General features: G+C 70.5%; 14 protein-coding genes and 1 pseudogene. 9 read left to right on the forward strand and 6 right to left on the reverse strand.

Annotated features, from left to right (window positions below; genetic code table 11):
• Positions 1-2: 2 nt before the first annotated feature.
• Genes ACX27O_RS26775 through ACX27O_RS26785 form a run of 3 tightly spaced genes read right to left on the reverse strand, consistent with a single transcriptional unit; the run spans position 3 to position 5,161 of the window.
• A complete protein-coding gene (locus ACX27O_RS26775) occupies positions 3-1,874 on the reverse strand; it encodes a hydantoinase B/oxoprolinase family protein (protein ID WP_030328564.1) in 1,872 nt (623 codons plus the stop codon).
• A gap of 2 nt (positions 1,875-1,876) precedes the next feature.
• Positions 1,877-3,952, reverse strand: a complete 2,076-nt coding sequence (locus tag ACX27O_RS26780; RefSeq protein ID WP_458940265.1) for a hydantoinase/oxoprolinase family protein — start codon at positions 3,950-3,952, stop codon at positions 1,877-1,879.
• 9 nt (positions 3,953-3,961) lie between these two features.
• Positions 3,962-5,161, reverse strand: coding sequence for a CaiB/BaiF CoA transferase family protein (locus ACX27O_RS26785; protein ID WP_030328559.1), 1,200 nt, complete (start codon positions 5,159-5,161; stop codon positions 3,962-3,964).
• 154 nt (positions 5,162-5,315) lie between these two features.
• Here ACX27O_RS26785 and ACX27O_RS26790 point away from each other — a divergent pair, with 154 nt between their 5' ends.
• From ACX27O_RS26790 to fxsT, 6 genes are all read left to right on the forward strand, one after another.
• Positions 5,316-6,053, forward strand: a complete 738-nt coding sequence (locus ACX27O_RS26790; RefSeq protein ID WP_051708166.1) for a GntR family transcriptional regulator — start codon at positions 5,316-5,318, stop codon at positions 6,051-6,053.
• Positions 6,054-6,397: 344 nt separating this feature from the next.
• Entirely contained in the window at positions 6,398-6,784 is a 387-nt protein-coding gene (locus ACX27O_RS26795; RefSeq protein WP_210857523.1) for a hypothetical protein, read from the forward strand.
• The gene (locus tag ACX27O_RS26800; RefSeq protein WP_458940266.1) at positions 6,781-8,565 is read left to right on the forward strand and encodes a caspase family protein; all 1,785 of its coding nucleotides are present in this window, start codon (positions 6,781-6,783) and stop codon (positions 8,563-8,565) included. Before ACX27O_RS26795 ends, ACX27O_RS26800 begins: the two co-directional genes overlap by 4 nt.
• Before the next feature lie 150 nt (positions 8,566-8,715).
• On the forward strand, positions 8,716-10,209 hold the full coding sequence (locus tag ACX27O_RS26805) for a VMAP-C domain-containing protein (protein WP_458940267.1): 1,494 nt from the start codon (positions 8,716-8,718) through the stop codon (positions 10,207-10,209).
• A gap of 14 nt (positions 10,210-10,223) precedes the next feature.
• The gene (locus ACX27O_RS26810) at positions 10,224-11,264 is read left to right on the forward strand and encodes an AAA family ATPase (RefSeq protein WP_245233520.1); all 1,041 of its coding nucleotides are present in this window, start codon (positions 10,224-10,226) and stop codon (positions 11,262-11,264) included.
• A complete protein-coding gene (fxsT, locus tag ACX27O_RS26815; RefSeq protein WP_458940268.1) occupies positions 11,261-15,514 on the forward strand; it encodes an FxSxx-COOH system tetratricopeptide repeat protein in 4,254 nt (1,417 codons plus the stop codon). Before ACX27O_RS26810 ends, fxsT begins: the two co-directional genes overlap by 4 nt.
• A gap of 27 nt (positions 15,515-15,541) precedes the next feature.
• On the opposite strand, the gene ACX27O_RS26820 is transcribed toward fxsT, so the two are convergent.
• Genes ACX27O_RS26820 through fxsA form a run of 3 tightly spaced genes read right to left on the reverse strand, consistent with a single transcriptional unit; the run spans position 15,542 to position 18,761 of the window.
• Positions 15,542-17,401, reverse strand: coding sequence for an HEXXH motif domain-containing protein (locus ACX27O_RS26820; RefSeq protein WP_458940269.1), 1,860 nt, complete (start codon positions 17,399-17,401; stop codon positions 15,542-15,544).
• Positions 17,398-18,594, reverse strand: coding sequence for an FxsB family cyclophane-forming radical SAM/SPASM peptide maturase (locus ACX27O_RS26825; protein ID WP_458940270.1), 1,197 nt, complete (start codon positions 18,592-18,594; stop codon positions 17,398-17,400). Before ACX27O_RS26825 ends, ACX27O_RS26820 begins: the two co-directional genes overlap by 4 nt.
• Positions 18,595-18,632: 38 nt before the next feature.
• Entirely contained in the window at positions 18,633-18,761 is a 129-nt protein-coding gene (fxsA, locus tag ACX27O_RS26830) for an FxSxx-COOH cyclophane-containing RiPP peptide (RefSeq protein ID WP_231639982.1), read from the reverse strand.
• Positions 18,762-19,111: 350 nt separating this feature from the next.
• On the opposite strand from fxsA, the gene ACX27O_RS26835 reads away from it, so the two are divergent.
• The 3 genes and pseudogenes from ACX27O_RS26835 (at position 19,112) to ACX27O_RS26845 (ending at position 26,491) form a co-directional block, all read left to right on the forward strand.
• Complete coding sequence (locus tag ACX27O_RS26835) at positions 19,112-19,486, forward strand: DUF7002 family protein (RefSeq protein WP_458940271.1); 375 nt, start codon at positions 19,112-19,114, stop codon at positions 19,484-19,486.
• Between the two features lie 53 nt (positions 19,487-19,539).
• Positions 19,540-19,647 (forward strand): annotated as a pseudogene (locus tag ACX27O_RS26840) (IS481 family transposase); the annotation flags it as partial.
• Positions 19,648-20,029: 382 nt separating this feature from the next.
• The gene (locus ACX27O_RS26845) at positions 20,030-26,491 is read left to right on the forward strand and encodes a polymorphic toxin-type HINT domain-containing protein (protein WP_458940272.1); all 6,462 of its coding nucleotides are present in this window, start codon (positions 20,030-20,032) and stop codon (positions 26,489-26,491) included.
• Positions 26,492-26,574 lie beyond the last annotated feature (83 nt).

The following is a 26,574-nucleotide window of genomic DNA, read 5'->3' on the forward strand; positions in this document are numbered from 1 at the left end:
CATCATCGGGCGACAGGGGGGCGAGGAGCGGGAAGACCGGTCTCCTCCAGGCACCGGTCCAGGATGGTTTCCATCGGCGGTCCCATGTCGAACGTGGGCAGTGGGTCCGGACGTCCGTGGCGCAGCTCGGCCCGTACCTCCTCGGTGGCCGCGACGTCGACGGTGCCGGCCTCGTCGCAGACCACGCCGAAGCGGCGGGCCCCCGTGGGGCTGACCAGGCCCCGGCGGACCTCGAGGCCGACGAGTTCCGGGTCGCGGGCGAGCGGGTCACCCCACCCGCCGCCACCCCAGGTGACGAAGTGCAGCACGTCCCCGGGAGCTACGGGCACGTCGTGCACCTTGCTGCCCAGGATCTCGGTGCCGCCGTCGGCGCGTTCGAGCCACTTGCGGCCCCGGGCACCGGGCTCGCCACCGTTGACCCCCCACGGATAGGTGAGCCAGCGGTCGTCGTGGATCGCGATCGTGCCGGCCTCCAGGAACCGGTAGGCCACGTCGACGCCGTTCCCGCCGCGGTGGAGCCCGGCGCCGCCGGTGTCCGCGATGGTCTCCCATCGCTCGATCCGCAGCGGGTAATAGGACTCCAGGTACTCGCACGGGATGTTGACGAACGACGGCCACAGCGAGTGGCCGTCCGGGCCGTCGCCCACCGGCCGGCCGGGAATCCCGCCGAATCCGATCGAGTACAGCTGGAACCACTCGCCCTTGCGCTCACCCGGCCCGTAGGTGCCCGAATACATGAAGTGCGGTGATGACGAGAAGCCGGCGGCGTTGAGCAGCCCGGGGTTCGTCTGACCGAGCAGGCCGCCGAACAGGTCGAAGACGCGACCGATGCCGTGGTTACGCGCGTTGAGGGCGGCAGGGTACTGGGGCTTCCAGAACGAATCGTCGGGGATCGTGACGTCGACCAGCGGGTAGAAACCGTCGTTCCAGAGGATCTGCGGGTCGGCGACGGTGATCATGTAGATGCCGAAGAACATCCGGACGAGGTTCTCGTTGATGTAGTAGTTGATCGGACCCTGCGCCTGCGGGCTGCTGCCGGTGAAGTCCAGCAGCACCTTGTCACCGGTACGGGTCAGGCTGAGCTTGAGCTCGTAGGGGCCGTAGCCGAGGCCGTCGTCGCAGATGTAGTCGGTGAACGAGAGGGTTTCGCCCTCCTTGAAGACCGCTGCGAGCAGGACCTTCATCGCCCGGTAGTTGCGGTCCAGGAGTTGGTCGAGCGCGGAGTTGTAGGTGTCCACCCCGAACCGGGCGCACATCTCCTGGACCCGACGGGCAGCGGTCCGGCACGCCGCGACGATGCCGTTGAGGTCGGCGCGGTTCCAGTCGGGCTTGCGCACCTGGTTGAGGATGATCCGCAGGGCGTCCTCGGCGAGCACGCCCTTGCGGTACAGCTTGAAGGGCGGTATCACCACGCCCTCCTCGAAGATGGTGCGGGCATCGGTCGGCATCGACGCCGGTGTCTTGCCGCCGACATCGGACATGTGCCCGAACATCGCCGCCCAGCCCACGATGCGGCCCTCGAAGAAGATGGGCAGCACCACGAGCCAGTCGTTCGCGTGGCTGATCGCCGCACCGCAGGAGTAGGGGTCCGACGTCAGCAGGACGTCGCCCTCCTCGATGTCGCCGTCGAAGTTGTCCAGGAAGTCGGGGATGGACAGCCCGAACTGTCCCACCATCATTTTTCCGTCAGGGTTGGCGATCAGCGGAAACTCGTCGTGCTGTTCACGGATCCCCGGCGACAGCGCGGTCCGGAAGAGCACCTCGTCCATCTCATAGCGGGCGTTGCGCAGCCCGTTCTCGATCAGGTCGATGGTGACCAGGTCGACATCCACGGAGCGAAGCGGTCCGGTAGCGGTCTCGATGAGGCGTGCCATGGTCAGTTCTCCCGGTGGGTGTCGGCGGGGCGGATGAGGAGGCTGCCGCTCGGGTGCACCGCAGCCGTGTGCCCGGGCAGCACGAGGGTGGTGGAGTCCATCTCGGTGATGATCGCCGGACCGGGCACGACGTTGCCCGCTCGCAGCAGGGCCCGGTCGTAGATTCCGGCTTCGACTTCGGCGCTCTCGACCCAGATGCGGTGCTGCGCCCGCAGTGCGGGGCCTGGGTCCGCGTCACCGTGCTCCAGCGTCGGCGCGGCGACCTGGGGCCGGGGACCGTGGGCGGTGGCCCGGACGGTCACCAGCTCGTGTTCGGCGTCGAGAACGAAGGAGAACAGTCGTTGGTGATCGGCGTCGAACGCCGACCGCAGGGCCGCGAGCCCACCGCCGGCCCCGTCGAAGGCGTCGATGTCGACTGCCACCGGAATCTCGAAACCCTGTCCGTGGTAGCGCAGGTCGGCGGAGTAGACGACGTGCTGCTCATCCTCGGGAACACCCTGTTCGCTGAGCGTGGCGCACGCCTTGCTCGCGAGTTCGGTGAGCACCGCGCGCAGGCTCTCGTCGGTCATCTCGGTGAAGCGGCGCACCAACGTCCGCACCGACTCGTCGCGCAGATTGGTCGTCGCGTCGCCGTAGGCGCACAGCACTCCCGGCGACGGCGGGATGATCACCGGCCAGGCACCGGTCAGTCTGCCGAGGGCGTTGGCGTGCAACGGGCCGGCGCCACCGAAGGCCACCAGCGCGTAGTCGCGCGGGTCGAAGCCCTGCTGCACCGACACCAGCCGCAACGCCCCGAACATGTTCTCGTTGACGATGTCGATGATGCCCGCGGCGGCGGCCTCGACCGACTCCAGCCCGGTGGCGTCGGCGATCGACTTCACCGCGGCTCGTGCCGCCGCACGGTCCAGGGTGATCTCGCCACCGGCCAGATCGGTGGGCAGGTAGCCGAGCACCACGTTCGCGTCGGTCACCGTCGGTTGCTCACCGCCCGCCGCGTACGCGGCGGGACCGGGTGCGGCACCGGCCGACTGCGGTCCTACCCGCAGCGCCTGGGTCAGCGGCGGTACGTGGGCGATGGATCCGCCGCCGGCACCCACGGTTCGTACGTCGACGGAGGTGGCGCGGACCTTGAGGTCCCCGACCGTGGTCTCCCGACCCACCCGCGGCGTGAGCCCCTGCACCAGGGCGACGTCGGTGGAGGTGCCGCCCATGTCGAAGGTCAGGAAGTCCGGGTAGCCGGCCTGCTCCGCCACCCAGGCCGCGCCGGTCACCCCGCCGGCAGGGCCGGACAGCAGCAGGTTCACCGGGTTGTCCGCGGCGACGGCAGCGGAGACCAGGCCACCGTCGCTGCGCAGGATGCACAGCCGGCCGTCCACCCCGGACTCGCGCAGCTGCGCCTCGAGGTTGGCCACGTAGCGCGCCACCTGCGGCTGAACGGCCGCGTTCGCGACGGTGGTGATGGTTCGCTCGTACTCCCGAAGCTCCGGCAACACCGAGGACGACACCGACACCGGTACGCCCGGAAGCTCCTCCGCGGACAACTCGGCCACCCGGCGCTCGTGCTGCGGGTTGGCGTAGGAGTTGATCAGGCTGACGCTCAACGCCTCAATGCCCTGCGCGCGGAGCTTGCGCAGCTTCGCACGGACGTCAGCCTCGTCGAGTTCGGTCACCACCGCGCCGTCGGCGCCGATCCTGCCGACGACCTCCACGGTGTCCTCCAGCGCCGCCAGCGGCTCCGGCTTGGGCCAGATGATCCAGCCGGCAAGGCCACCTGGCACGAAGGAACGGGCGATCTGGAGCACCTGCCGGAAGCCGTCGGTGGTGACCAGCCCAACCCGGGCGCCCTTGCCCTCGAGGATCGCGTTCGTGGCGACAGTGGTGCCGTGGAACACCTCAGTGATCTCCGACATGGGCACGCCGGCGGCCTCGCAGGCCCGCTCGGTGCCGCGCAGCACCCCGATGGACTGATCCTCGGGGGTGGAGGAGGTCTTGGCCCGGTAGGTCTCTCCGGTCGCCTCGTCGATCAGCAGGATGTCGGTGAACGTTCCCCCCACGTCCACGCCGAGTCGGTAGGTCATGGTTCCTCCTCAGATGACGCCGGCGGAACGCAGCGACGCCATCGCGTCGTCGCCGAGCCCCAGCAGGTCGCGATAGATGTCCTCGTTGTGTTCACCGAGCTCGGGGCCGACGTGCCGGACCCGGCCCGGGCTGTCAGAGAGCTTGGGTACGACGTTGTGCATGGCGAACTCCCCGAGACCGGGGTGGGTCAGTCGGACTATGGCCTCCCGCGAGGCGAAGTGCGGGTCCTCGAGCATGTCCCGGGCCCTGAAGATGCGGCCTGCCGGAACGCCCTGGGCGTGCAGCCGTTCGAGCAGATCGTCGGCCGCGAGCGTCGAGCTCCATTCGGCGACCAGGCCGTCCAGCTGCTCCATCCAGCGGCCTCGGGCGCCGTGGGTGGCGTACTTCTCGTCGGTGGCCAGCTCCACCCGCCCCATCGCCTCGGCGAGCCGGCGGAAGACCGTGTCCTGGTTCGCCGCGATCAGCACCATCTCGCCGTCGGCCGTCGGGTAGACGTTGCTCGGGGACACGTTCGGAAGGGTCGTTCCGGTCCGTTCCCGCTGGTAGCCAGCGATCTGGTACTCGGGGATGAGCGATTCCATCATCGCCAGCACGGCCTCGTAGATGGCCGAGTCCACCACCTGGCCTCGACCGGTACGTCCGCGCTGGTGCAGCGCCACCAGGGTGCCCAGGCAGGCGAACGTCGCCGCCAGCGAATCGCCGAGAGAGACGCCGGCCCGGGCTGGAGGGCGGTCGGGGTCGCCGGTCACGTAGCGGATGCCGCCCATCGCCTCGCCGATCGATCCGTATCCGGCACGCGACGAGTACGGGCCCGTCTGCCCGAAACCGGTCACGCGGGTGACGATCAGACCGGGGTTGATCTCCCACAGCCGCTCCGGGGCCAACCCCCAGCGCTCCAACGTGCCGGGCCGGAAGTTCTCGATCAACACGTCCGCTCGCGCGACGAGCTGGCGTACCAGATCCTGACCCTGCTCGGTCCGCAGGTTCGCGGTCACGGACTTCTTGTTCCGCGCCACCACCGGCCACCAGAGCGACTTGCCGTAGGGCTTCTCGCGTCCCCACTGCCGCATGGGGTCGCCCTGACCCGGGTCCTCGACCTTGATCACCTCGGCGCCGAAGTCACCCAGGAGTTGACCGCAGAACGGCCCCGCCAGCAGCTGTCCGAGCTCGATCACCCGGATGTCGTCAAGCGGCAGTGGAGTGCTCATGAGCCCCTCATCAGTGTCTCTTTGCATGCAATTCACAGGTATGTGACTGCCGTTACAGCAAGTTGTGCTGGGAAAGTAGGCCTGTGTTCCTCGGGTGTCAATGCCCTGGAGGGAGATTGCATACAACCTGCCGTGTTGCTACGGTCCGGGCATCATGAGTGACCACACGCCACTGCGGGAGGCCGACAACGGCCACGCCGCCGACGATGCCTATCGGCTGATCCGGGAACAGATCCTGTCCGGGCAACGGTCGGCCGGCGCGTGGCTCCGCGAGGGCGAGTTGGCCGAGTCGATCGGGGTGAGTCGGACCCCGGTCCGGGAGGCGCTCAGACGGCTGACGGCGGAGGGACTGGTCCGCCACGAACGCAACCGTGGCGTGCAGGTCCAGGCGTGGAGCATCCACGACCTCGACGAGATCTTCAGCCTGCGGGCCGTGCTCGAGCCCTGGGGCTGCCGACTGGCGGCGACCACGGGCACCATCGACGTGGACGCGCTCGACGCGCTGGCCCACCGGATGGACGAGGTGGCACCGGACGGACGACCGACCGATGTGGACGAGCTCACCGAGCTGAACAACCGGTTCCACCGGATGATCCTTGAGGCGTCCGACAACAGCCGACTGGCCGGCGTCGTCTCATCGGTGATCCAGATGCCGCTCGTCTGGCGTACCTTCTCCCGCTACAGCCCGGACGCGCTGCGCCGTAGCCTGGCTCACCATCACGAACTGGTGGCGGCGCTGGCCGCGCCCGACCCCGACTGGGCGGAGTCGGTCATGCGCAGCCACGTACGCGCGGCATGGCATTCCATCCGGCTGCGAGACGGCGGCGACCGGGCACCCGGCCCGGAACTGCCGGACCAGGTCAGCACCACCGCAGGTCAACCGCCACTCTGATCATGTGGTCGGGTTCAGCGACCGCGCGAATGGCGGGTCTGCTCTTGGGTTCGGCGGCCGTGCTGTCGGAAGCTGCGCATTCGTTGTGACGCACCACCATAGGCACCTGGTGACCGTATGGCAGCCAACGCTTCCACCGCGGCTGGGTCAGGCCGGCGGATCGTCTCCGAAGAGGGCTTTCTTCACGCCCGGGCCGCCCCAACGGGTGGCGACGAGCTCGGGACGAGGGCGGGCCGGCCCGGACGGGCACCTCGCCGGCGCCGCCCGGCCGCGCCGGCCCGGGCGCGCGTTGACCACCGATGGTGCAATCGAGTCGGATGGATCCTTACCCGGGGAGGAACCTGATGGCTGACCACAGCGGGCTGCCGATCGCCGCGCTCCTGCGCGGGGGCCCGGAGGACGGACCTGGCGAGCTGGAACTCGGTGCCCGGCAGTTGGCCCTGGAACTGGCGCCGTACGGGGAACGGTTGCCCGCACCGACCGAGGTCGCGCCGGACGGCACCCGTGCCGGCGAGATCGAGATGATCGGTGCCGTCGCGCTGGCCATCGAACCCGCTCTCCCGTCGATCATCGCGGTGCTGGAACTCCTCCTCGCCTGGGCCGGCCAGCGCCAGGGGCGCGGCGTGCGGATCGTCGAGCCGGACGGCAGCGAACTCGACCTCACCGGAGTCTCCGCCGCCGACCAGCGCCGCATCGCCCAGACCTGGCTCGACCGGAAACTTCCCCGGTGACGCGCAGACGCGCCCTGTTGATCGCCTGTGACGAGTACGACGATCCCAAGCTGTCCCGCCTCCGGTCTCCGGCACACGACGTCCAGGTGCTGGCCCGGCTGCTCGGTGACCCGACGGTCGGCGCCTACGACGTACGGCTGCTGGTCAACCCGACCGAGCACGAGGCCCGGCTGGAGATCGCCCGACTGCTGCGGTCGGCCGGCCGGTCGGACCACCTGCTGCTCTTCTTCGCCTGCCACGGCCGACGCGACATCGACGGGCTGCTCTACCTCGCTCTCGCCGACACGGACGTCGACGACCTGCCGGCCACCGCGCTTCCCACGGAACTGATCAACCGCCTGCTCAACCGCTCGGCCTGCCAGCGGATGGTCCTGCTGCTGGACTGCTGCTTCAGCGGAGCGGTGTCGCGGGTGTTGACCCACCAGGGCGACGCGGGCGTCCGCGGCGGGGACCTGTTCCCGGGCGAGGGCACCGGCCGCGCCGTCCTGACCGCCACCACGGCCCACGAGTACGCCTGGGAGCCGGCCGGCGAGCCGCTGCCGCTGACCGACAACCCTCGGCACTCCGTCTTCGCCGGCGCGGTGATCGAGGGGCTGCGCACCGGTGACGCCGACCTGGACGGTGACGGACTGGTATCCGCCGACGAGCTCTACCGGTACGTCAGGGACTCGGTCGCGGTGGCCGGCGGGCAGACGCCCCGCCGCTGGATGTACGGCGAGGGCGACCTCTACGTCGCCCGAAGCTCACGGGGCCCGGCCCTGGCCACGGCGGCCGGCCGGACCGCGCCCCTGCCGCCGGCCGGTGTGGAGGTTCGGGACGGGCGCGGTGCCGACCGGTCGGACGGTCCGGTCCCGCCCCGCCAGCGGCCCGTCCCCTGGGCGGCGGAGCGCCTGCACTGGGAGGCGGGGTTGCCCGAACCGGTGGAGCGGATGCTGAGGGGTTCGGCCGACCGTACGGGTTGGCTGGCCCTGCGGGCGGGCAGCTGGGACGAGGCGACCACCCGGTTCGAGGCGGCGGTGCGCGTCGACGGGACGGCCGGTGCCTGGTGGGGACTCGGGATCAGCCATGCGATCGGCGGACGCTGGCGGGCCGCAGGCCACGCGTTCGCGGCGGCCGCCGGAGGGCTGCGGGAGGCCCCGCCCGACCGCCCGGCGCCGACGGCCGCGCTGACCGCCGGGGCGCTGCTGCTCGCGGTCGTCACGCTGCGGGCGGGCGGCGACCAGCGCGCGACCCAGGTGCTGACCGACTCCGTCGACGCGTTGCCGCTGTGCCCGCCGCTGCTGGTGCTCTCCGCGGCGTGGGCCGGTGACGGTGCGGCGCTGACCCGCGCGTTCCTGCTCGACCCGGAGATGGCGGTGGAGTGCGAGGCCGCGGGCATGGAGATCGGACCGGCCGTCCAGGAGGCCATCGCCTGCGGCGAGGCGCAGGTCCGCCGGCTCGACGTCGCCCGCACCCGGCTGCGCGCCACCGACCCGGCCTGGTCCGGCGGTCCGGCCGGCGACGGCGGGCCCGAGGGAGTATGGCGGCCGCCGCTGGCGCGGCTGCCGGAGGTCCGGCGGGCCGTGGAGGTACGCCGAGACGAGCTGATCTCCCTGCTGCACGCCCGCCAGCTCGGCGTACGGGACGCGTTGCGCGCACCGGTGCCGGACGGGGGCGGAGCGGTGGTGGCGGACATCCGCAACGCCATTCACACCGGTCACGAGGCGCTGCGGGCGACGGACCGGCCCGCACCGCTGGCTGCGGTCGGTATTCCACCGATCCGTCCGATGCGTTCAATTTAAGCTAATAGATTTCCTCCGTGCGAAGGGTTCTACCGCACGCGGTTGCCTCCGTACTATCTGTATACCCGCCGCAATGGGTGGTTCTCGGCATCGCATCGGAGGAGACATGGTCGATAGCGGTGTCCTCCGGCGCTGCCGAAGTGCGCTCGGATGGCGGCGCCGGTGACCCTCGAATCCCACGACCACCGCCGGCTGGTCGACGCGATGCTCGCGCTCACCGGTGCCGAGGTACGCACCCACCGCGACCGGTACGTACGGCAACTCGGCCACCTGATCGACGGCGAGCCGGTCTTCCGCCGCTCCGACGTGCCCTTCACCGACCTCTGGGGACTCGTCGCGGCCTGCGAGGAGGTGCCGGGGGCGCTTCGGCTGTTGCCCGAGGCGGTGGCGGCGGTGGACGGTGAGAGCCCGGAGCTGGACCGCTTCCGCGCACTCGTCGCCATCCACCTGCCGCCGGAGATCCTCACCGCCGACGAACGCGGCCGGATCGTCGAGCTGGCCGGCGGCCTCGATCCGCCGGTGCTGCTGGACCTGTGCCGCGGCGCGGTGGCGCGGCTCGGTCCGCGGGTGCGCCCACCGGTCACCGACCTGGCGGCCGTACTCCGGGAGCTGGAGGACGCGATCTCCGACCCCGACGTACGCCCGCCGCTGGTCGCCTTCCTGGACGACCTGGCGGGCCGGGTCGCCCTACCGGCCCGCCGGATCGCCGGCCGCCTCGCCGACGCGGTCGCGCGGCGGATGGGGGTCCCGCCGGGTCCGGCGGCGACCCCGCCGCCGGCCGGGTCGGCGGGCGGTCCCAGACCCTCGGACGGCGACCAGTACCGCTCCTACTTCGTGGTGCTGCTGGACGCGGACGGCATCGACGCCTCCCGGTACCTGTTCGAGGCCTGGTTGGTGACCCCGGGCGATCCCGGCCGGCTGCCGTGGCACTGGGAACGCGTCCCGGACGGGCCGGGGGATCGGTTCCGACTGGAGCAGATCCAGCTCAAGATCGATGAGGCGCTCACCGAACTGGCCAATCGCAGTACCGCCGAGATCGGTCAACTGACTGTCGAGTTCATCGTGCCCCGACCCCTGCTCGACTACGAGTTCGACCGGTGGCAGGTGGCGGCTCCGGGGCTCTACACGGCCCTCGGCGTGCACTACCCGGTGGTCGTCCGCGACCTCACCCGGATGCGCAACTCCCTGATGCGTCCCCGCTGGCGGACGCGGCACCGGCGGCTGCGCGAGCAGGGTTCCGCCGTGCAGGCCCGGGCGGTCGCCTTCGAGCGGCTCACCGAGCCGTACGTCGCGCAGCACCTGCACGCCCGACTGCTCGGCAACGACGACTACCCGGTCTGTCTCGTGCTGTTCGTCAGCGGCGCCGAACGGCACATCCAGGCGGCGATCGGCGCCGCGGTCACCGCCGGACTGCCGGTCGTCCTCTGGTGTCGCGATCGCGCGGCGGCGTCACGGTTCGATTCGTACATCCCCGAGGTGCTCATGGCGCGCAGCGTCGCAAACCTGCGCGAGCTGGTCTGGGAGCTGCGTCGCGACGCGGGCAGCGAGGGCGGCTCCCCCGAACACCTCGGTCTCCACCTCACCCTGCTGTGGGACGAGATCGACCGGGTGCCACCGGCCGACGCCCTCAGCGCGCCGGTCTAGGAAGGGACGACAGCGTGTTGGAATCACCACCGCAGCCGGAGGACTCCGCCACGGGCGACGGCGAGGACTGGCGGATCTACCTCGGCACCGGACGGCCGCACAACGGCGTCGAGCGGCTCCCCGAACCGCCCCAGTGGCGGCGGTTCGGCGGCGGGCCACTGATCACCTCGGCGCTGCCGGAGGACCGGCAGGGCGCCGAGCGGGCACGCGGCTACCAGATCACCGACGAGGCGATCGAGATGGTGAACGCCGCGCTCTACCTGCGCCGCCCGCTCCTGGTGACGGGCAAGCCGGGCACCGGAAAGTCCACCCTCGCCTACAGCGTCGCGTACGAGCTGGGCCTCGGGCCGGTGCTCTACTGGCCGGTGACCAGCCGCTCCACCGTGGACGACGGCCTCTACCGCTATGACGCGATCGGCCGGCTCCAGGAGACGAACCTCTTCCAGTCCACCGGGCGGACCGAGGAGATACCGGACATCGGCCGCTACCTGACGCTCGGCCCGCTGGGCACGGCACTCCTGCCCTGGGCACGTCCCCGGGTGGTGTTGATCGACGAGCTGGACAAGAGCGACCTGGGGCTCCCCAACGACCTGCTCAACGTCTTCGAGGAGGGCCGGTTCGAGATCCCGGAACTGGCCCGGCTGCCGGAGGACCAGAGCCTGGCGGAGGTGATGACCAGCGACGGCACCCTGCGGGCACCGGTACGGCGCGGCCAGGTCCGCTGCGCCGCCTTCCCGGTCGTCGTCATCACCAGCAACGCCGAGCGGGAGTTCCCACCCGCCTTCCTGCGCCGCTGCCTGCGACTGGACATCCAGCCCCCGGACGAGCAGGCCCTGACCCAGATCATCACCTCGATGCTCGGCGAGGAGGCGGTGGCCGCCAGCGCCGACCTGATCACGCACTTCCTCGACCTGCGCGACCGGGGTGCGGTGGCCACGGACCAGCTGCTGAACGCGATCTTCCTGGTCACCTCCGGGGTGCGACCGCCCGAGTCGACCCGCGCCCGGCTGCGGGCGAACCTGATCCGCGACCTCGAAGCGGCCGGCACCCTATGATCGATCGGCTGGTCACCGCCCTCGGCGGCGCTCCCTCAGCCCTGACGGCCGAGGAGTGCGCCGAGGCGATCTGGCTGGCCCGCTTCCTGCCCCGCCAACCGGGGCCGCCCCGGGCCGGGCCGGCCGCGACGGCGAGCGACGCGCCGCCGGGGGCGCCACCCGAGCCACCGGCGTCGCCGCCGTCCACCTCCCCGGCCCGGCAGCCCACCCGGCCGGAGGCGCCCGCGGTGACCGAGGCGGAGCCGTCCGCCAAGCTCTACCTGCCGCCGCCCGCCAACGGGCCCCGCGACCCGTCCTCGCTGCCGCTACGCACTCCCGGGGTGCCCGCCCTGCCGCACGCCCGGGAGATCGCCCGGGCGCTGGCCCCGCTGCGCCGGTCCGTACCCGCCCGGCACGCCGTGCGGCTCGACGAGGCGGAGACGGCCCGCCGGTCGGCGGAGGCCCGGATGCTCCAACCGTGCCTCACCCCGGTCACCGAGCCGTGGCTGGATCTCGTACTGCTGGTCGACGGCAGCCCGTCGATGGTGGTCTGGGAGGCGACGGCGACCGAGATCCGGATCCTCGCCGACCGGATGCGGGTGCACACGTTCCGCCGCATCCAGGTGTGGTATCTGCGGCCGGATGCCAAGGGCCACCGGCCGATCCTGACCTCCGACGGCGGCAGCACCGCGCGGGACCCGCGCGAGCTGGTCGACCCGGAGGGCCGGCAGTTGACGATGGTGTTGAGCGACTGCACCGGCGCCATCTGGGACGCTCCCGAGCTGCGACGGTGGCTCGCGATCTGGGGCCGCTCCGGTCCGGTCGCCGTGGTCCAGCCGCTGCCCCAGCGGCTGTGGCACCGCTGCCGCCCGACGCTGCACCCCGTGCTGGTCCGGCCGACCCGGCCTGCGGCACCGGCGGCGCAGCTGCACCCTCGCCTGCGTGACGAGGTGCCGGACCACCTTCCGCGCGGTGCGGTCGCGATACCGGTGCTGGAACTGGCACCGCGATGGTTCGCCGCCGGGGCCGCCCTGGTCAGTGGCCGCACCCTCGGCCCGGTCGCGGCGGTCGCGCTGCTGACCACCGACCCTCGTCCGCTGCTCGTCGACCCGCTGCGGGAGCCACCGTCGCCGGAGCCGCTGGACCTGACGCCGGCCCAGCGGGTCGCCCGGTTCCGGGCGATGGCCTCGGACGAGGCCCGTCAACTCGCCGAGTTCCTTGCCGCCGCACCGCTGACACTGCCGGTGATGCGCCTGGTGCAGCGCCTCATGCTGCCACGCTCACAGCCGCAGGACCTCGCCGAGGTCTACCTGAGCGGGCTGCTGCGCCACGCGGCGAGCTGGGCCGAGGACACGCCGGTCGAACAGGCCCGCTACGAGTTCCTTCCCGGCGTACGGCAGGAACTACTCTCCGGACTGCGGGTCGGTGAGGCGCTGCGGATCCTCGACGTCGTTTCCCGCTACGTCAACGAGCACATGGGCGCGGCTCTGGACTTTCCGGCGCTGCTCGCCGGACAGGTCTCGGACCGGCTGGCGACCCGACTGGGCCGCCCGTTCGCCGAGGTGGCCTACACGGTGCTGCGCAGCCTGGGAGGCCGGTACTCGGAACTCGCGCGGCGGCTGGCTCCGGCCGCCCTCGGCCCGCCAGCCACGCCAACGCAGCGGACCGACCGGCGGCTACCGATCGCGGCGACACCCGAAGAGGGGGACGACATGACCGCACAGACCGCTCCAGGAGATCGGGGCCGTTCCAGCGTCGGGGAGCAGCCAGCGGTGTTCGGGAACGTGCCGCCCCGCAACCCCGACTTCACCGGGCGGGAAGAACTGCTCAACGTGCTGCGCCAGCGGTTGACCGACAACGTCACCGCGGTGCTGCCGCACACCGTGCACGGCCTCGGCGGAGTCGGCAAGAGCCAGCTCGCCGTGGAGTACGTCTACAAGTACGCCAGCGACTACGACCTGATCTGGTGGGTTCCGGCCGAACAACCGACCCGGATCCGGGAGTCGCTCGTCGCCCTGGCCCGCAAGCTCGATCTGGTCAGCGACGACGTCGACGTGTCGCAGGCCCTGGAGACCGTGTACGACGCATTGCGCACCGGACGGCCGTACGGCCGGTGGCTGCTGGTCTTCGACAACGCGACCCGGGCCGAGGACCTGATGCCGTTTCTCAGCAACCCCGGCGGGCATGTGCTCATCACCTCCCGCAACCACAACTGGGCCGGGGTGGCGGACAGCATCGAGGTGGATGTCTTCACCCGGGAGGAGAGCATCGAGCTGATCCGGCGGCGGCTGCCGGAGCTGGACGACGAGGACACCGACCGGCTGGCGGAGCAGCTGGGGGACCTGCCGCTGGCCCTGGAGCAGGCGGCGGCCTGGATGCTGGCGACCGGCACCCCGATCGACGAGTACCTCGGCCAGTTGGAGAAACGGGTCGGCCTGTTGCTGCGGGAGAGTTCACCCGCGTCGTACTCGACGCCGGTGGTGATCACCTGGGGGCTGGCATTCGACCAGCTGGCCGAGCAGACCCCTGCCGCGTTGCAGTTGCTGGAGCTGTGCGCCTTCCTCGGTTCGGAGCCCATCTCGATCAGACTGCTGCCGATGGGGCGCTACGCCGGGCTGCCCAGCCTGCTCGACGCCACCGTCCGGGACGACATCCAGTTGCGCCGGGCGGTGCGGGACATCGGCAAGTACGGCCTGGCGAAGGTGGACGCGACCCGCAACAGCATCCAGATCCACCGCCTGGTGCAGGCCACCCTGCGGGACCGGCTCACCCCGGCCGACCGGGAGACCTACCGCACCGCCGTGCAGAAGCTCCTCGCCGCCGCGAACCCCGGTGATCCGACGGAGGACCAGGAGATCTGGCCCCGGCACGCGGAACTCAACCCGCACGTGCTGGCCTCCGGGGCGATCGACGGCGAGTCCGACGACATCCGCAAGGTGGTGCTCGACCAGATCCGCTACCTCTACGTCAGCGGCGACTACGAGAGCAGCCGCGAGCTCGGCTCGATCGCGTACCGCCGGTGGCTGGAGAAGCTGGGGGCGGCCAACGAGCAGACCATCATCACCGCCCGGTTCCTCGCCAACGCGCTGCGCTCCACCGGCAATCCGCAGGAGGCGAGGCGGTTGAACGAACGGACGTACGAGATCGCCCGCGACACGCTCGGGCCCGACCACGAACACACGTTGGCGCTGGCCAACAGCTTCGGGGCGGACCTGAGGCTGTTCGGCGAGTGGCAGCGGGCCCGCGAACTGGACGAGGGGCTGCTCGAGGCGCACCGCAGGGTGTTCGGTGAGGACGCCCCGGACACCCTGCGCTGTGCGAACAACCTCGCCGTCGATTACCGGTTGCTCGGCGACTTCGAGCGGGCGCGGCGCACGGACGAGGACAACTGGGCGCGCTACCGGCGGGTGCTGGGCGACACGAACCCGTACACCCTGTTCACGGCCACCCTGCTCTCCCGGGATCTGGACGGGCTGGGCCGCTACCACGAGGCGCTGCGGTTGCAGCGGCAGTGGCTGCCGCTGCACCGGGGGAGCCTGCGGCCGGACCATTCGAACGTGCTGCGGGCGACCCGGCTGCACGCGGTCACGCTCCGCAAGACCGGCCTCTACAGCGAGGCGCTGACGGTGGCTCGTGAGGTGTACTCGCTGTGCCTGCGCCGGTTCCGGGAGAACCACGCCGACACGATCTCGGCGGCGATGACGCTGTTCAACATCCTGCCCCGCACCGAGCAGGAGCGGGTGGCGCGGGCCCGGGCCCTGGCCGAGGCCCGGGTGCTGGGCGAGGAGACGCTGACCGGCTACCAGCGGGTCCTGGGCGACGAACACCCCTTCACGTACGTCTGCATGACGAACCTGGCGATCGTGTTCCGCCTACTCGGGGACTACACCGAAGGGCGCCGGCTCGACGAGCGGGCGGTCGCCGGACTCCGTGCCGGGCTCGGGATGGAGCACCCGTACACCCTCTGTGCGACGGTCAACCTCGCCAACGATCTCGCTGCCAGCCGGGACCATGCCGGAGCGGCTTCGCTACTGCGGGAGACCCTGGCGGCGGCCCGGCAGGTGAACGGCCAAAATCACCCGGAGACGTTGATCTGCGCCGCGAACCTCTCGATCGAGCTGGCGGCGCTCGGCGACCGGCCGGCCGCCCGGGAGCTGCGCGACGCGGCCATCGCCGGGTACGAGCGGACCGTTGGCCTGGACCACCCGGACGCGGCCGAACTGCTGGCCAGCCATCGGGTGTCGATCCCGATCGACCCGCCTCCGACGTGAGCGCTGGCGGGTCCGGGAGGACGGCGGCTAGGCCCGGGCGGCGAGCGGGGCGCCCGCCGCCGGGCTGACCGCCTCGGGCGCCTCGGCCACGAGGGGGCGCAGCCAGCGGGTCAGCCGGAGCGGGTCCGGTGCGTCGGCACCGCGACGCCGGATCTCGCGGTGCAACGCGGCGACGAGTTCCGGCATCTGGTGCAGCGCGGCGGTCTCCCCGTCCGCGCCGTCGCCGCTCAGCTCGGTGAGGATCGCCAGACCGATCCAGGACCGTGGCTCGTCCGGCTGGTCGAGGATCTGGCGGAGGTAGGCGGCGCGGGCGGTCGCGTGGTCGCCGAGGATCTGCGCGATGTCGCCGGCGGACGCCTGTGGTACCTGCGTGGTCACCTGCGCCGGGTCGGTGCAGAGCTGGTCGAAGCCCTCCGGATCTGCCATCTGGAGTCCGGCCAGGTCGAATCGGACGTTGTGGGTCGAGGTCCAGCCGACGTCGTGGGTCAGCACGGCGGAGATCGGCCCGGGTGAGGCCGCCGCCCCGGCCAGCCAGTCGTCCGCCAGCCGGCGCACCCGGTGCGAATCGGGCACCCGGTTGCGCAGGCGCCAGCCGAGCCGGTGTTCGGCGGTGACCTGCCGGGCCAGCGAGGCCGCAGCCGGGGAGACGGGTTCCGCGAGCCAGCGGCGCTGCCGTTCGGTCAGCGTGGCGAGGAACCGCCGGCCCTCCTCGGTCAGGTTCGGGACCCCGTGCAGCAGCTCGGTGGTCTGCCAGACCATGGAGCGCCAGCGGGCGAATTCGAAGTCGGCGAACCGGGCGGCGGCGTCGCGCTGGACCCTCCGTTGCACCCGCCAGAAGTCGGTGACCCCGAAGAAGGCGTAGACACCGTGCAACAGCCCGCCGAGCGGCCGGGGATCGTCGCGCCACGGCGCGTAGTGCCGGGGTTCCGAATCGGCGTGGTGCAGCGGGATCAGGTCGAGCAGCGCCCCGAGTTTGGCGTGCTGCCACTCGTGTACCAGCGCCGCCGCCAGGGCGAGTGGATCGGTGGGTGGGGTCAGGGACACGGCGCCGAACGACTCCATGGCGGTCGCGTTGACGCCGTAACTCTCCGCGGGGGCGACCAGCGGGACGATCGTGGTGAGTCCCGCGGCGATCCCCTCGGCGTAGCCGGGATGTGACCGCACGAGCACCGGCCACGCCTCGTCGAGGGCCGCCTGCCACCCGGCCAGCTCGGGGTCGGAGAGCCGGCCCGCCGCCCGGAGTTGGTGGATGTCGCGGCACGGGTCGAGGTCGTCGACGATCAGCCGCAGCGTGCGGCCGGCGGCCTGGGCCGTGATCGTGCGCAGACCGGACCAGCCGGGCGCGTCCGCCGACGGGTCGCTGGGTACCAGGACCGGGCCGATCCGCAGCCGGCCGTCCTCGGCGGTGACGGTGACGCTGCCGGCCCCCGACTCGGCGCGTCCGTACGTCGGCAGCATGACCTGGCCGTCGGTGCTGGACAGCTCGATCGTGAAGTCCAGCCCGGCCCGGGCCGCCGCGGCCGCGGCGATCTCGCCCAGCCGACTGACGTCGCGGGAGGCCGCGACGGTGGCGCCGGAGCGGCGACTGCGGGGCGGCACCGTGGCGGGGCCGGCCCGCAGCCGCCGGAGTGTGACCGTCAGCCAGGAGCCGACGTGCGGAGCGAGCAGTACCTCGTCGACGGCCTCCGGCCGGTGGGCCTGGGCGCGGACGAGCAGCTCCAGCGAGGCCTCGGTGGCCGGGGACGAGTCGGCGTCCAGCAGTGCCCGCAGCAGGAACAGCCGTCGGCTGAGCTGGCCGCGGCGGAGCCGGGCGATCGTCTCGGCGTCGCCGTGGCCCGCGGCGAGCTGGCTGAAGGACCGGGCGGGAAGTCGGATCACGTCGGTCACGCGCGTTGCCTCATCACTCGGGCGACATCGGCCTGTACGCGGCCGGCGATGTGGTCGATCAGATATCGCAGGTCGGCGCAGTAGACCGAGGGATTGCGGAATCCTGAGCCCTTACGGTATCGGTGCGGATAGTACCCTCCACCACAGACCGGATGAACCGAACAATCAAGACACGCCGGAGCGAGTGCTTTCGCGCCGATCTGTCGGGCGATGACGGCCGGGTGCCGCAGGGCGGCGTCCAACGGGTGATCGGCCACGGTGAGGCCGGTGGCCGGGGCGCCCTCGTAGGCGGAGCGCAGCGTGTCGACCTGTTCGAGCGACCCGTCGACGTCGATGACGATCACCCCGACGGGGCTCAGTCCGATCTGCTCCGACCTGCTGTGGCCGCCCAGTACGCCCACGACGATCTCTTCGAAGAGGCGGAGGCGGGTCTCCCGCCGGGGCGCGTCGTACCACCGGTCGAAGACGGCGACGAGCCACTCTCCGTACCGGGTGCTGGCGTCGGGCGGACGACCCGGCGGTGGCTCGCTCCAGTTGCCGTGCGGCAGCAGGAAGTCCAGGGCCGGGGGCTGGTACGCCAGCAGCGTCTCGTAGGTCTCAACCGGATCGTTGCGCAGGTCGATGACGCTGAGTATGCCGGCGAACAGGTCGGGCTGCTCGCGCAACAGCCGCAGCGCGCGGTCGACGGCGGGGAAGCTGCTCCGGCCGCCGAGGTGCCGGCGGTGCCGGTCGTTGGCCACCCGGCCACCGTCCACGCTGACCCCGACCCGCAGGCCGGCGGCGCTCAGCAGGCGCAGGCGTTGCTCGGTCAGGCGGGTGCCGTTGGTCTGCACGGTGAACTGTGCCACCGTCCCGGACGACAGCGCCGCACGCAGCGTGCTGACCACCCGCTGCAACGTGGCGGGCGGGGCGAGCAGCGGCTCGCCGCCGTGCAGGATGACCCGGATCGTCGACAGGCGGTGGTCGCGGGCGTGTTCGGCGATGCGCCGGGTCGCCAGGTCGACGACCTCGTCGGGCATGAAGGCCGTCCGGCCTCGCCAGGAACGGTCGGCCAGCTCGTACATGTAGCAGTAGTCGCAGGCGAGGTCGCACCGACTGTGCAGCTTGACGACGAAGTCGTGGAACGGGGTGGGCCGCCAACCGGCCGGTGTGATGTCCAGCGGTGACTCGCCGAGAGGCCATTCAGACGGCAAAGGAAGTGACGGCGGCGCGCTGGTGACCACGACGGGGTTCAGATCGCGGAGGTGAAACCAGCGACGGGGTCCTGCGGTCGGTCCAGCTCGTCGAGAATCCGCTCCAGGCAGTGCACAAACGCGCCCTGCCTCGCCTCCCGGAGTTCGGCGAGGCTGATCTTGCTCACATCCAATTGGTGAGACAGATAATCATCGACCGTGGGTTCCATCGATTCCTCTATAGGACAATCGCACGCTAGTGATCCTGACCGGCTCCGAACGCGGCAGCTGGACGCGGAGCAAATTTCCCAAACTAACCCAAGATACCAGTGGATGCCGGACAACCGGGCCAGTCTACGGCCGACGCCCCGGCCCGGACAGTCCATAGCCGGCGCGCGCACCGTGGGCTGTCCGATTTCTGGCAGTGGTCGCGGAAGTCGCGGACGCCGGTGATGCGCCGGAGACCTGCCACCGTGCTGGGGACCGAGTTGCGTTGCGCATCGCGGACCCGCTGGGGCGTAAGGACCAGTCTGGCCGGGTGATCCCGCACGAGTTCGTCGTCTGCGGGCCGCGGGCCGCAGAGATCCACTCGGCGGCGGACCGACTCGCGCTGGTGTGGCCGCAGGTGGCCGAGGAGTTCGAGCGGGCCTGGGAGGCCGCAGCCGCCCTTCTGAACCGATCGCGGGCGCGAGGGGCGCGCCTACCTGATCCGGGCCGTCAGCAGGTCTTCCACACGATGTCGGCGACCGCTTGGCCATCGGTGCAACGGCACGGCCTGTTGTCCGCGCGGCAACTGATCGATTTGTTCGGCCTTGATGTCGGCGAGGGTGACCGACTCTTGAGTGCACCTCGCAAGCAGTCCACCGTTCTGCGCGCGCCCGGACTTTCGCCGGCCGTGATCCGCGATCAGTAGCCGATGAAATTCATCGCCGAGAGCTCAACCGGAATCACCGTCCGCCGCGTCCTGACCGCGGCTCCTGCTACAAGTCCCGCCTCTGGCACGACACCTGCAACCAACTCGGCGTCACCGTCAAGAAGACCCGCCCCTACCGGCCACAGACAAACGGCAAGGTCTGTGAGTATCGACGCCGGTGCCGCGTCCTGCCGGTCTGACCCAGGCAAAATCTGAGCCTCGGTGTCTTTCGTTCGATTTGTCGACCGGCTGGGACGCGGCCCCGCTGGCATGCCGATCGGGTGGGCGTGACTGATAGGAGCTTGGCAGGGCCCCGTCACACCCCCGGTGACGACGGCTGGCGGCGCTTCGATCATGAGGGGTCGGAAATCCGGGATTCGGCGGCACGGTACCAATAGTAAAAGATCGACATCTATGGCGAACCGGGTAAGTTTCCTGTCGCTTTAGCGACCTACATAAATATCGACAATCCCCTATTGTCGGTTGGGTAAATGCCCGGTGATCTGAACCATCGGGCATGGCTTTCACGGGGAGGCTCAAATCGTGTTCAGTCGTACCCTGCTGTGGATTCCGCGTGCCCGCTGGTTGGCACTTCTCTGTGTGATGACCCTGATCGTCACGCTCGCGCCGCCCGCGAAGGTGGCCCGGGCCGAGACGGCGCCCGTCCCCTCGGCCACTCCCGGACCCGGTCCGGTCGACCGGCCGCTGCCCGATTCGGTCCGTCCGGACAAGGAGTTCCCGCCGGACAAACGCCCGCCGGTGGTGCCGTTGGGCACCCGCGCGCAGGGCGAACCAGCCACCCTCTCCGCCGCCGAGTGGGCCCGGGTACCCAAGCCGGGCCCCGCCCGCGCGGCACCCGAGGACGAGGTCTTCAGCAACCTGCTGCTCCGGTCCGGCTTCGCGCTCGGCGAGACCTCGGTCGTCGCCTACTTCGACGTACGCGGCGATGAACAGCCCTGGACCTCTTGGAAGGCGACGCTCTACGACGCCGAGTCCGGCACCGAGCAGGCGTCGATCCCGCTCAGCAAGGACGACCTGGAGCGGGCGCGGTGCAGTGGCCAACGCCAGTACTGCCGGTCGTTCGGGGACCGGGATGGCTGGGTGCTCGACCCGACCAAGGACTACTTCGTCACCGCCGCTGCCGTTTTCGACGACGGCCGGGAGATCGTTTCCGGCCCCTCGGACAACGCGAAGCCGCGTACGACCATCGAGCCGCCGGCCATCCCGGCCGGTCAGGCGGCCGGCTGCGGCTGTGGCAACGCGCTCGGCCTGACCGCCGCCGGCCAGGCGGTACGCGGCGTCGGCGTGAACACCGCCACCGGTGCCTTCGTCCGGGTGGAGCACGACCTGGGCATGGCGTCGTTCGGCGTACCCTTTGCCTCGTCCCGCACCTACTCCTCGGCGAGCCCGGCCGGCGGCCCCTTCGGTCCGGGCTGGGCCTGGTCCTACGGGATGACCGTCACGGAGTCGGCAGACGGGGTGGTGGTCCGGGTCGAGGACGGCGCCGAGGCGCTCTACCGGCTCGAGGGCGAGAGCTACCGGCGTCCGCCGGGCGTCCGGTCGAACCTGCGCCGGGTCGCGGACGGCTGGGAACTGGTCACACCCTCGCAGATCACCCACCGCTTCGACGCACAGGGCCGGCTGGTCTCGGTCGCGAACGCGCGTGGCATGGGGACGCGGCTCGCGTACACCGCGACCGGGGTGACCGTCAGGGACGCCTCCGGGCGCGAGGTGAAAATCAAGGTGGACGCCGGCCTGATCCGGGAGATCCGGCTGCCGGACGGCCGCCACACGCACTACTACTACACCGGTACGGTGCTGACCGCGGTCAAGGACGCGCGCGGCTTCCACTGGAAGTACACCTACGGCACCAACGGGCTGCTGACCGAGGTCACGAACCCGCAGCGGATCGTCGAGCTGCGCAACGAGTACGGCCCGGACAACCGGATCGTGCGCCAGACCGACGCGCTCGGGAAGGCGACCAGCTTCGAGTGGAAGGCGGCCGAGCAAGAGTCGCTGACCGTCGACCCGGACGGGGTGAAGGTCTACGACGGTTACCGGGGCAACGTGCTGATCTACACCCAGCGCGGCAACGGTGACACCGAGAACCACCGCTACGACGGTTCGCTCAACCGTCCGCTGGTGGTCAACGGCAAGCACAGTCAGCACGAGGCGGGCTTCGACGCCGCCGGCAACCGCATCTCCCAGACCGCGCCGAGGTCGCTCAACTTCGGCACGAAGACGACGTACGACGCCCGGAACAACCCGACCGAGCACACCGACGCGAACGGCAACGTCTGGAAGGACACGTACAACGAGTTCGACGAGCTGGTCGAGAGCGTCGACGCCGAGAAAAACAAGATCACTTACGCGTACGACGAGCGGGGTCTGCTGGTCAGCCAGACCGACCAGCGCGGCAAGGTGACCCGGTACGAGAACCTGCCGGTCGGGGACCACAACTCCGGGCTGCCGAAGGCGGTCATCTCACCGGAGGGGCGGCGAACCGAACTCGGCTACGACCGGACCGGCCGGGGAACGTCGTTCGTCGACCCGCGTGGCACGGTCCGGCACGCCGACCGGGACGACTACACCACCCGGTACGAGTTCGACGCCCAGGACCGTCCCACCTCCGTACACCAGCCGGGCAAGCGCGGGGCGGTGCGGACCAGCTACGACGAGGTCGGCCGGACCAGGAGCCAGACGACCCAGCTCGACGCCCGCACCGAGTACCGCTACTTCGACAACGGGCTCCTCCGTTCGGTCAGCGACCCCCGCCGCACGGTCTCGTATACCTACACCGGGGCCGGTCGGCGGGCTTCGGCGCGGGTGGAGATGAAGCACGAGCCGGACCTGGTGACCACGTACGCGTACAACGCGAAGGGGCTGCTGAACAAGGTCACGTCGCCGCGCGGGAACGTGCCCGGGGCGAACTCGGCGGACTTCACCACGACGTACCACTACGACGCGAACGACAACCCGATCCGGGTGGAACGCCCCTATCCAGGCGGCCGTACGGTGAGCCGGGACATCGGCGTGGACGAGCTGGACCGGACCACGTCCAAGGTGGACGAGCACAACCAGCGGTCGGACTTCGGTCGGGACAACCTCGGCAACGTCACCTCGGTCACCGACAACCTGCGCCGCACCTCACGGATGGAGTACGACCGCAACGGGCGGCAGACCGCAGTCCAGGACGCGGGCACCAACACCTCCCGATTCGAGTACGACGAGGCCGGTAACAAGATCAAGCACACCGCCGCCGCCGGTGGGATCAGCACCTGGGAGTACGACGGCGACGGTCTGCTCGTTGCCGCCACCGAGCCGCGCGGCAACGTCGAGGGCGCAGACAAGGAGCGGTTCACCAGCCACATCGAGTACGACCTGGCCGGTAACCGGGTCAAGAGCATCGACCCGCTGGACCACGTCACGTCCTACCGCTACGACGCGAACAACCGGCTCGTCTCGGTCACCGACGCGAAGGACCGCACCACGCACTACACCTATCGCGAGGATGACCTTCCCCGTACGGTCCACAACCCGGACAGCCCGTACGACCCGCGCGAACCGGCCGACCGCTCCACCGTCTACGACTACTACGAAGACGGTCTGCCGTCGTCCGTAAGGGACCCGAACGGCCACCGGACCTGGATGAAGTACGACGAAGCCGGCCGGACGACCAGCAGCACGGACCCGCTCGGCCGGGTCACCGAGGTCAGTTACGACGCCGAGGGCAACCCGGTCTCCACCATCACCCTGGACGAGCGCGAGCGGCTCTCGCCGCAGGAGCGGGCCCGCCGGACGGTGGTGGACACCTACGACATCGTCGGTCGTCGGGAGGCGCGGGCGGTCGGCAGCGAAGGGCCGAGGTACACCTGGGGTTACGACGCCAAGGACCGGACCACCACGTACGGCGACCCGACCGGCGTACGCACCGTCGTCTACGACGACGAGGACCAGATCGACAAGGTGACCCGTAACGAACCCGCCACCAACCTGGTGGAGGAGTTCGACTACGACTACGACGTGCGGGGCAACATCACCCTGCGCGCCTACCCGGACGGCACCCGGATCACCGCCGACTACGACGGAGACAGCCGGGTCACCTCGTTGACCGCCGCCGGTGGCTCGGCCGGCGCGGTCGCCTCCACCTGGCAGTTCGGCTACGACGTCGCGGGCCGCCGGACCAGCACCACGCTGCCGGCGCCGACCGGGTTGATCGAGCAACGCGGGTACGACGACGCCGGTCGCCTGACCAGCATCGGCACCACCCGCGCCCCGGCACCCGAGCAGTTCACGCTGCCCGCCGCCGAATCGGGTGGTGCCGTCGCCCGTGACGACCGGCCGAAGCCGCCGACCGATGTCACCGCACAGCCCGGCGCCGGACTGGCGGTGGTCTCCTGGAAGCCGTCGAAGGACCACGGGCACGACGACGTCTCCGGTTACACGGTCACCGCCCAACCCGGCGGCAAGACGGTGACCGTCGGCCCGACCGCGAGCAACGCGATCGTCAACGGACTCGACGCGGGTGTCGCGTACACCTTCACCGTCACCGCCCACGACCGGTACGGCGCCGGTGCGCCGTCCGTCGCCTCGGCCCCGGTGGTGCCGGTGGCGCTGCCCCAGGACCCGATCTCGGCCTACCAGCTCGACCTGGACGAGGTGGGCAACCCGACGAAGGTGCTGACCACCCGGGGCGGGATCTCGGAGAAGGTCGCCTACGCCTACGACAAGGTCGACCGGCTCACCTCGGCCTGTTACGCGGTCGACTCATGCGGCGGAAAGACCAAGCCGGTCGGCCGGATCGACTACGAGTACGACCTGGTCGGCAACCGGACCAGCCAGAAACGCACCGGGAACGCCGGTGACGACACCACCATCTACCAGTACGACGACGCCGACCAGCTCACCAAGCAGGTGATCCGGGAGCCGAAGCACGTCACCACCACCGAGTACGCCTACGACCTGAACGGCAACCAGACCCGGTCCGGCACCGACAAGTTCGAGTACAACCTCGACAACTCGCTGGCCAAGGCGACGGTCAGCGGTCGGGTGGCGACATTCGCGTACGACGCGACCGGGTTGCGGTTGACCACCACGACCGATCCAGGTGAGCAGGCACAGACGCAACGCTGGTCGTGGGACGTCAACGCCACCCTGCCGCAGATCGCCGTCGACACGGTCACCAACGCGACCGGCCAGACCCTGGAGAAGCGGGGCTTCGCGTACGGCCCGGACGACGAGCCGTTGGCGTTGCTGGACGAGGCAGTCGGGGCACACTCCTACACCCACGACTGGTTCGGCGGCGTGGCGAACATGCTCTCGCCGACCGGTACGCCGCTGGTCGGTTACGACTACGACCCGTTCGGCAACCCGCGCGTCGGCCCGACCCTGGCCGGTCAGGGCGGACAGGAGCATTCGCCCAGCGGCTGGGGCGGGCAGGGGCCGGGAACCCAGGCGAGCGCCCCGGACAACCCGATGCAGTTTGCCGGCGGCTACCAGGACTCCAGTTCCGGCAACGGCAACTACTACCTGCGGGCCAGGAACTACAACCCGGAGACCGGCAGGTTCACCTCTCGGGACCCGATGCCCCAGGGCGGCGGGGCGACCTCTGCCTACACGTACGGGGAGAACAACCCGACCTCGTACACCGACCCGACCGGCGCGACCCCGGAGGCGACCGCCACCGGTGCGGCGGAGACCGGGCCGAGCCCGGAGGACGTGGCCAAGGCCCAGCAGTTGCAGAGCAAGAGCGTGCTGGACATCGTCCTGGAGGCCGGCGGCCAGATCCTGATGGAGTTCCTCGGGATCAACGACATCCTCAACTGCCTCAAGGGCGACCTCGGCGCATGCGTATCGATGGTGATCGGCGCGTTGCCCTGGGGCAAGATCTTCAAGGCAAAGAAGATCGCCGAGGCGATCTTCCGGGCCGGCAAGGCGGTCGTCACCTTCTTCCAGGAGCTCAAGTGGGCCCGCGCCATCCTCCAGGGCGCGGAGAAGGCGGCTCAGGCGGCAAAGGAGGCGGCTGCCGCCGCGGCCAAGGCCGCCGCCGCCAAGGCCGCCGCGGCGAAGGAGGCCGCGGAAAGGGCGGCCAAACGGGCGGCTGCGGAGGCTGCCGCGAAGGCGAAAGCGGCGGCAGCCAGAGCCAAGGCGGCCACCAAGAAGGAACCAAAGGCATGCAAGGTCAAGGGCGTTGGGCATGGTGGTAGTGACAGCTTCGTAGGCGGCACTGTCGTCCTGCTCGCCGACGGCAGCCGTGTTCCCATCGAGCAGGTGGAACCCGGCGACACGGTGCTCGCCACCGACACGGAGACCGGCCGGACTGAGGCGCGACAGGTGACCCACACCATCCGGACCGACCACGACAAGGCGTATGTCGAGGTCACCGTCGAGGGAGCGGACGGCAAGGGACACTCCCTCACCACGACCGACCACCATCCGTTCTGGTCGGTCACCCAGGGGCGCTGGGTGGATGCGGGGGACCTGAAGCCAGCCGAACTCCTCCGTACCTCAGCCGGCACCTACGTGCAGGTCGGAGCGATCCGGCAGTACCGGGCGGAGCAGGCCACCTACAACCTGACCGTCGACGACATCCACACGTACTACGTGGTGGCCGGTGACGATTCGGTCCTCGTACACAACCAGGGCTGCGGTGGTGCCGAGCCAGGAGAGATCGGCAAGCGCGGTGTGGACGAGCTCGAGAAGGAAATGCTTGCCGCTGGACATACGGTTGTCGGGCGTGAAGTTCATGCGCGCATTCCGGGAACCCGACACGCGAAGGGCAACTACCGCAAGTATGATCTTGTGACGCAGAGGGACGGCTACATCTTCCTCCACGAATCGAAGAATGGTTCGGGCGCGAGGTACGAGCCAGACCAGCAGGCAATGGACAATCTCTTCGGGGAGACCGGCGTCCTCCTGTACGGCCGGTACGCGCGCAAGGCGGGCATAGCGGGCTACCTCGACCCGACAAGATTCATCATCTCCATTCGTTATCTGGACGTATAATGGCCGACGCGCCCGGCCCTCGCGGGAAACCGCGGAGGTCGGGCGCGTTCTGGCGTTCCGGTGAGCATCTTCTGTCGTGGAGG

The sequence above is a fragment of the Micromonospora sp. SD19 genome (assembly GCF_054462275.1).

Excerpts from the sequence above, each read along its gene's own strand:
- ACX27O_RS26785 (WP_030328559.1), bottom strand. The coding sequence starts at position 5,161 with ATGAGCACTCCACTGCCGCTTGACGACATCCGGGTGATCGAGCTCGGA.
- ACX27O_RS26805 (WP_458940267.1), top strand. The coding sequence starts at position 8,716 with ATGGCGGCGCCGGTGACCCTCGAATCCCACGACCACCGCCGGCTGGTC.
- ACX27O_RS26780 (WP_458940265.1), bottom strand. The coding sequence starts at position 3,952 with ATGACCTACCGACTCGGCGTGGACGTGGGGGGAACGTTCACCGACATC.
- fxsT (WP_458940268.1), top strand. The coding sequence starts at position 11,261 with ATGATCGATCGGCTGGTCACCGCCCTCGGCGGCGCTCCCTCAGCCCTG.
- ACX27O_RS26790 (WP_051708166.1), top strand. The coding sequence starts at position 5,316 with ATGAGTGACCACACGCCACTGCGGGAGGCCGACAACGGCCACGCCGCC.
- ACX27O_RS26775 (WP_030328564.1), bottom strand. The coding sequence starts at position 1,874 with ATGGCACGCCTCATCGAGACCGCTACCGGACCGCTTCGCTCCGTGGAT.
- ACX27O_RS26795 (WP_210857523.1), top strand. The coding sequence starts at position 6,398 with ATGGCTGACCACAGCGGGCTGCCGATCGCCGCGCTCCTGCGCGGGGGC.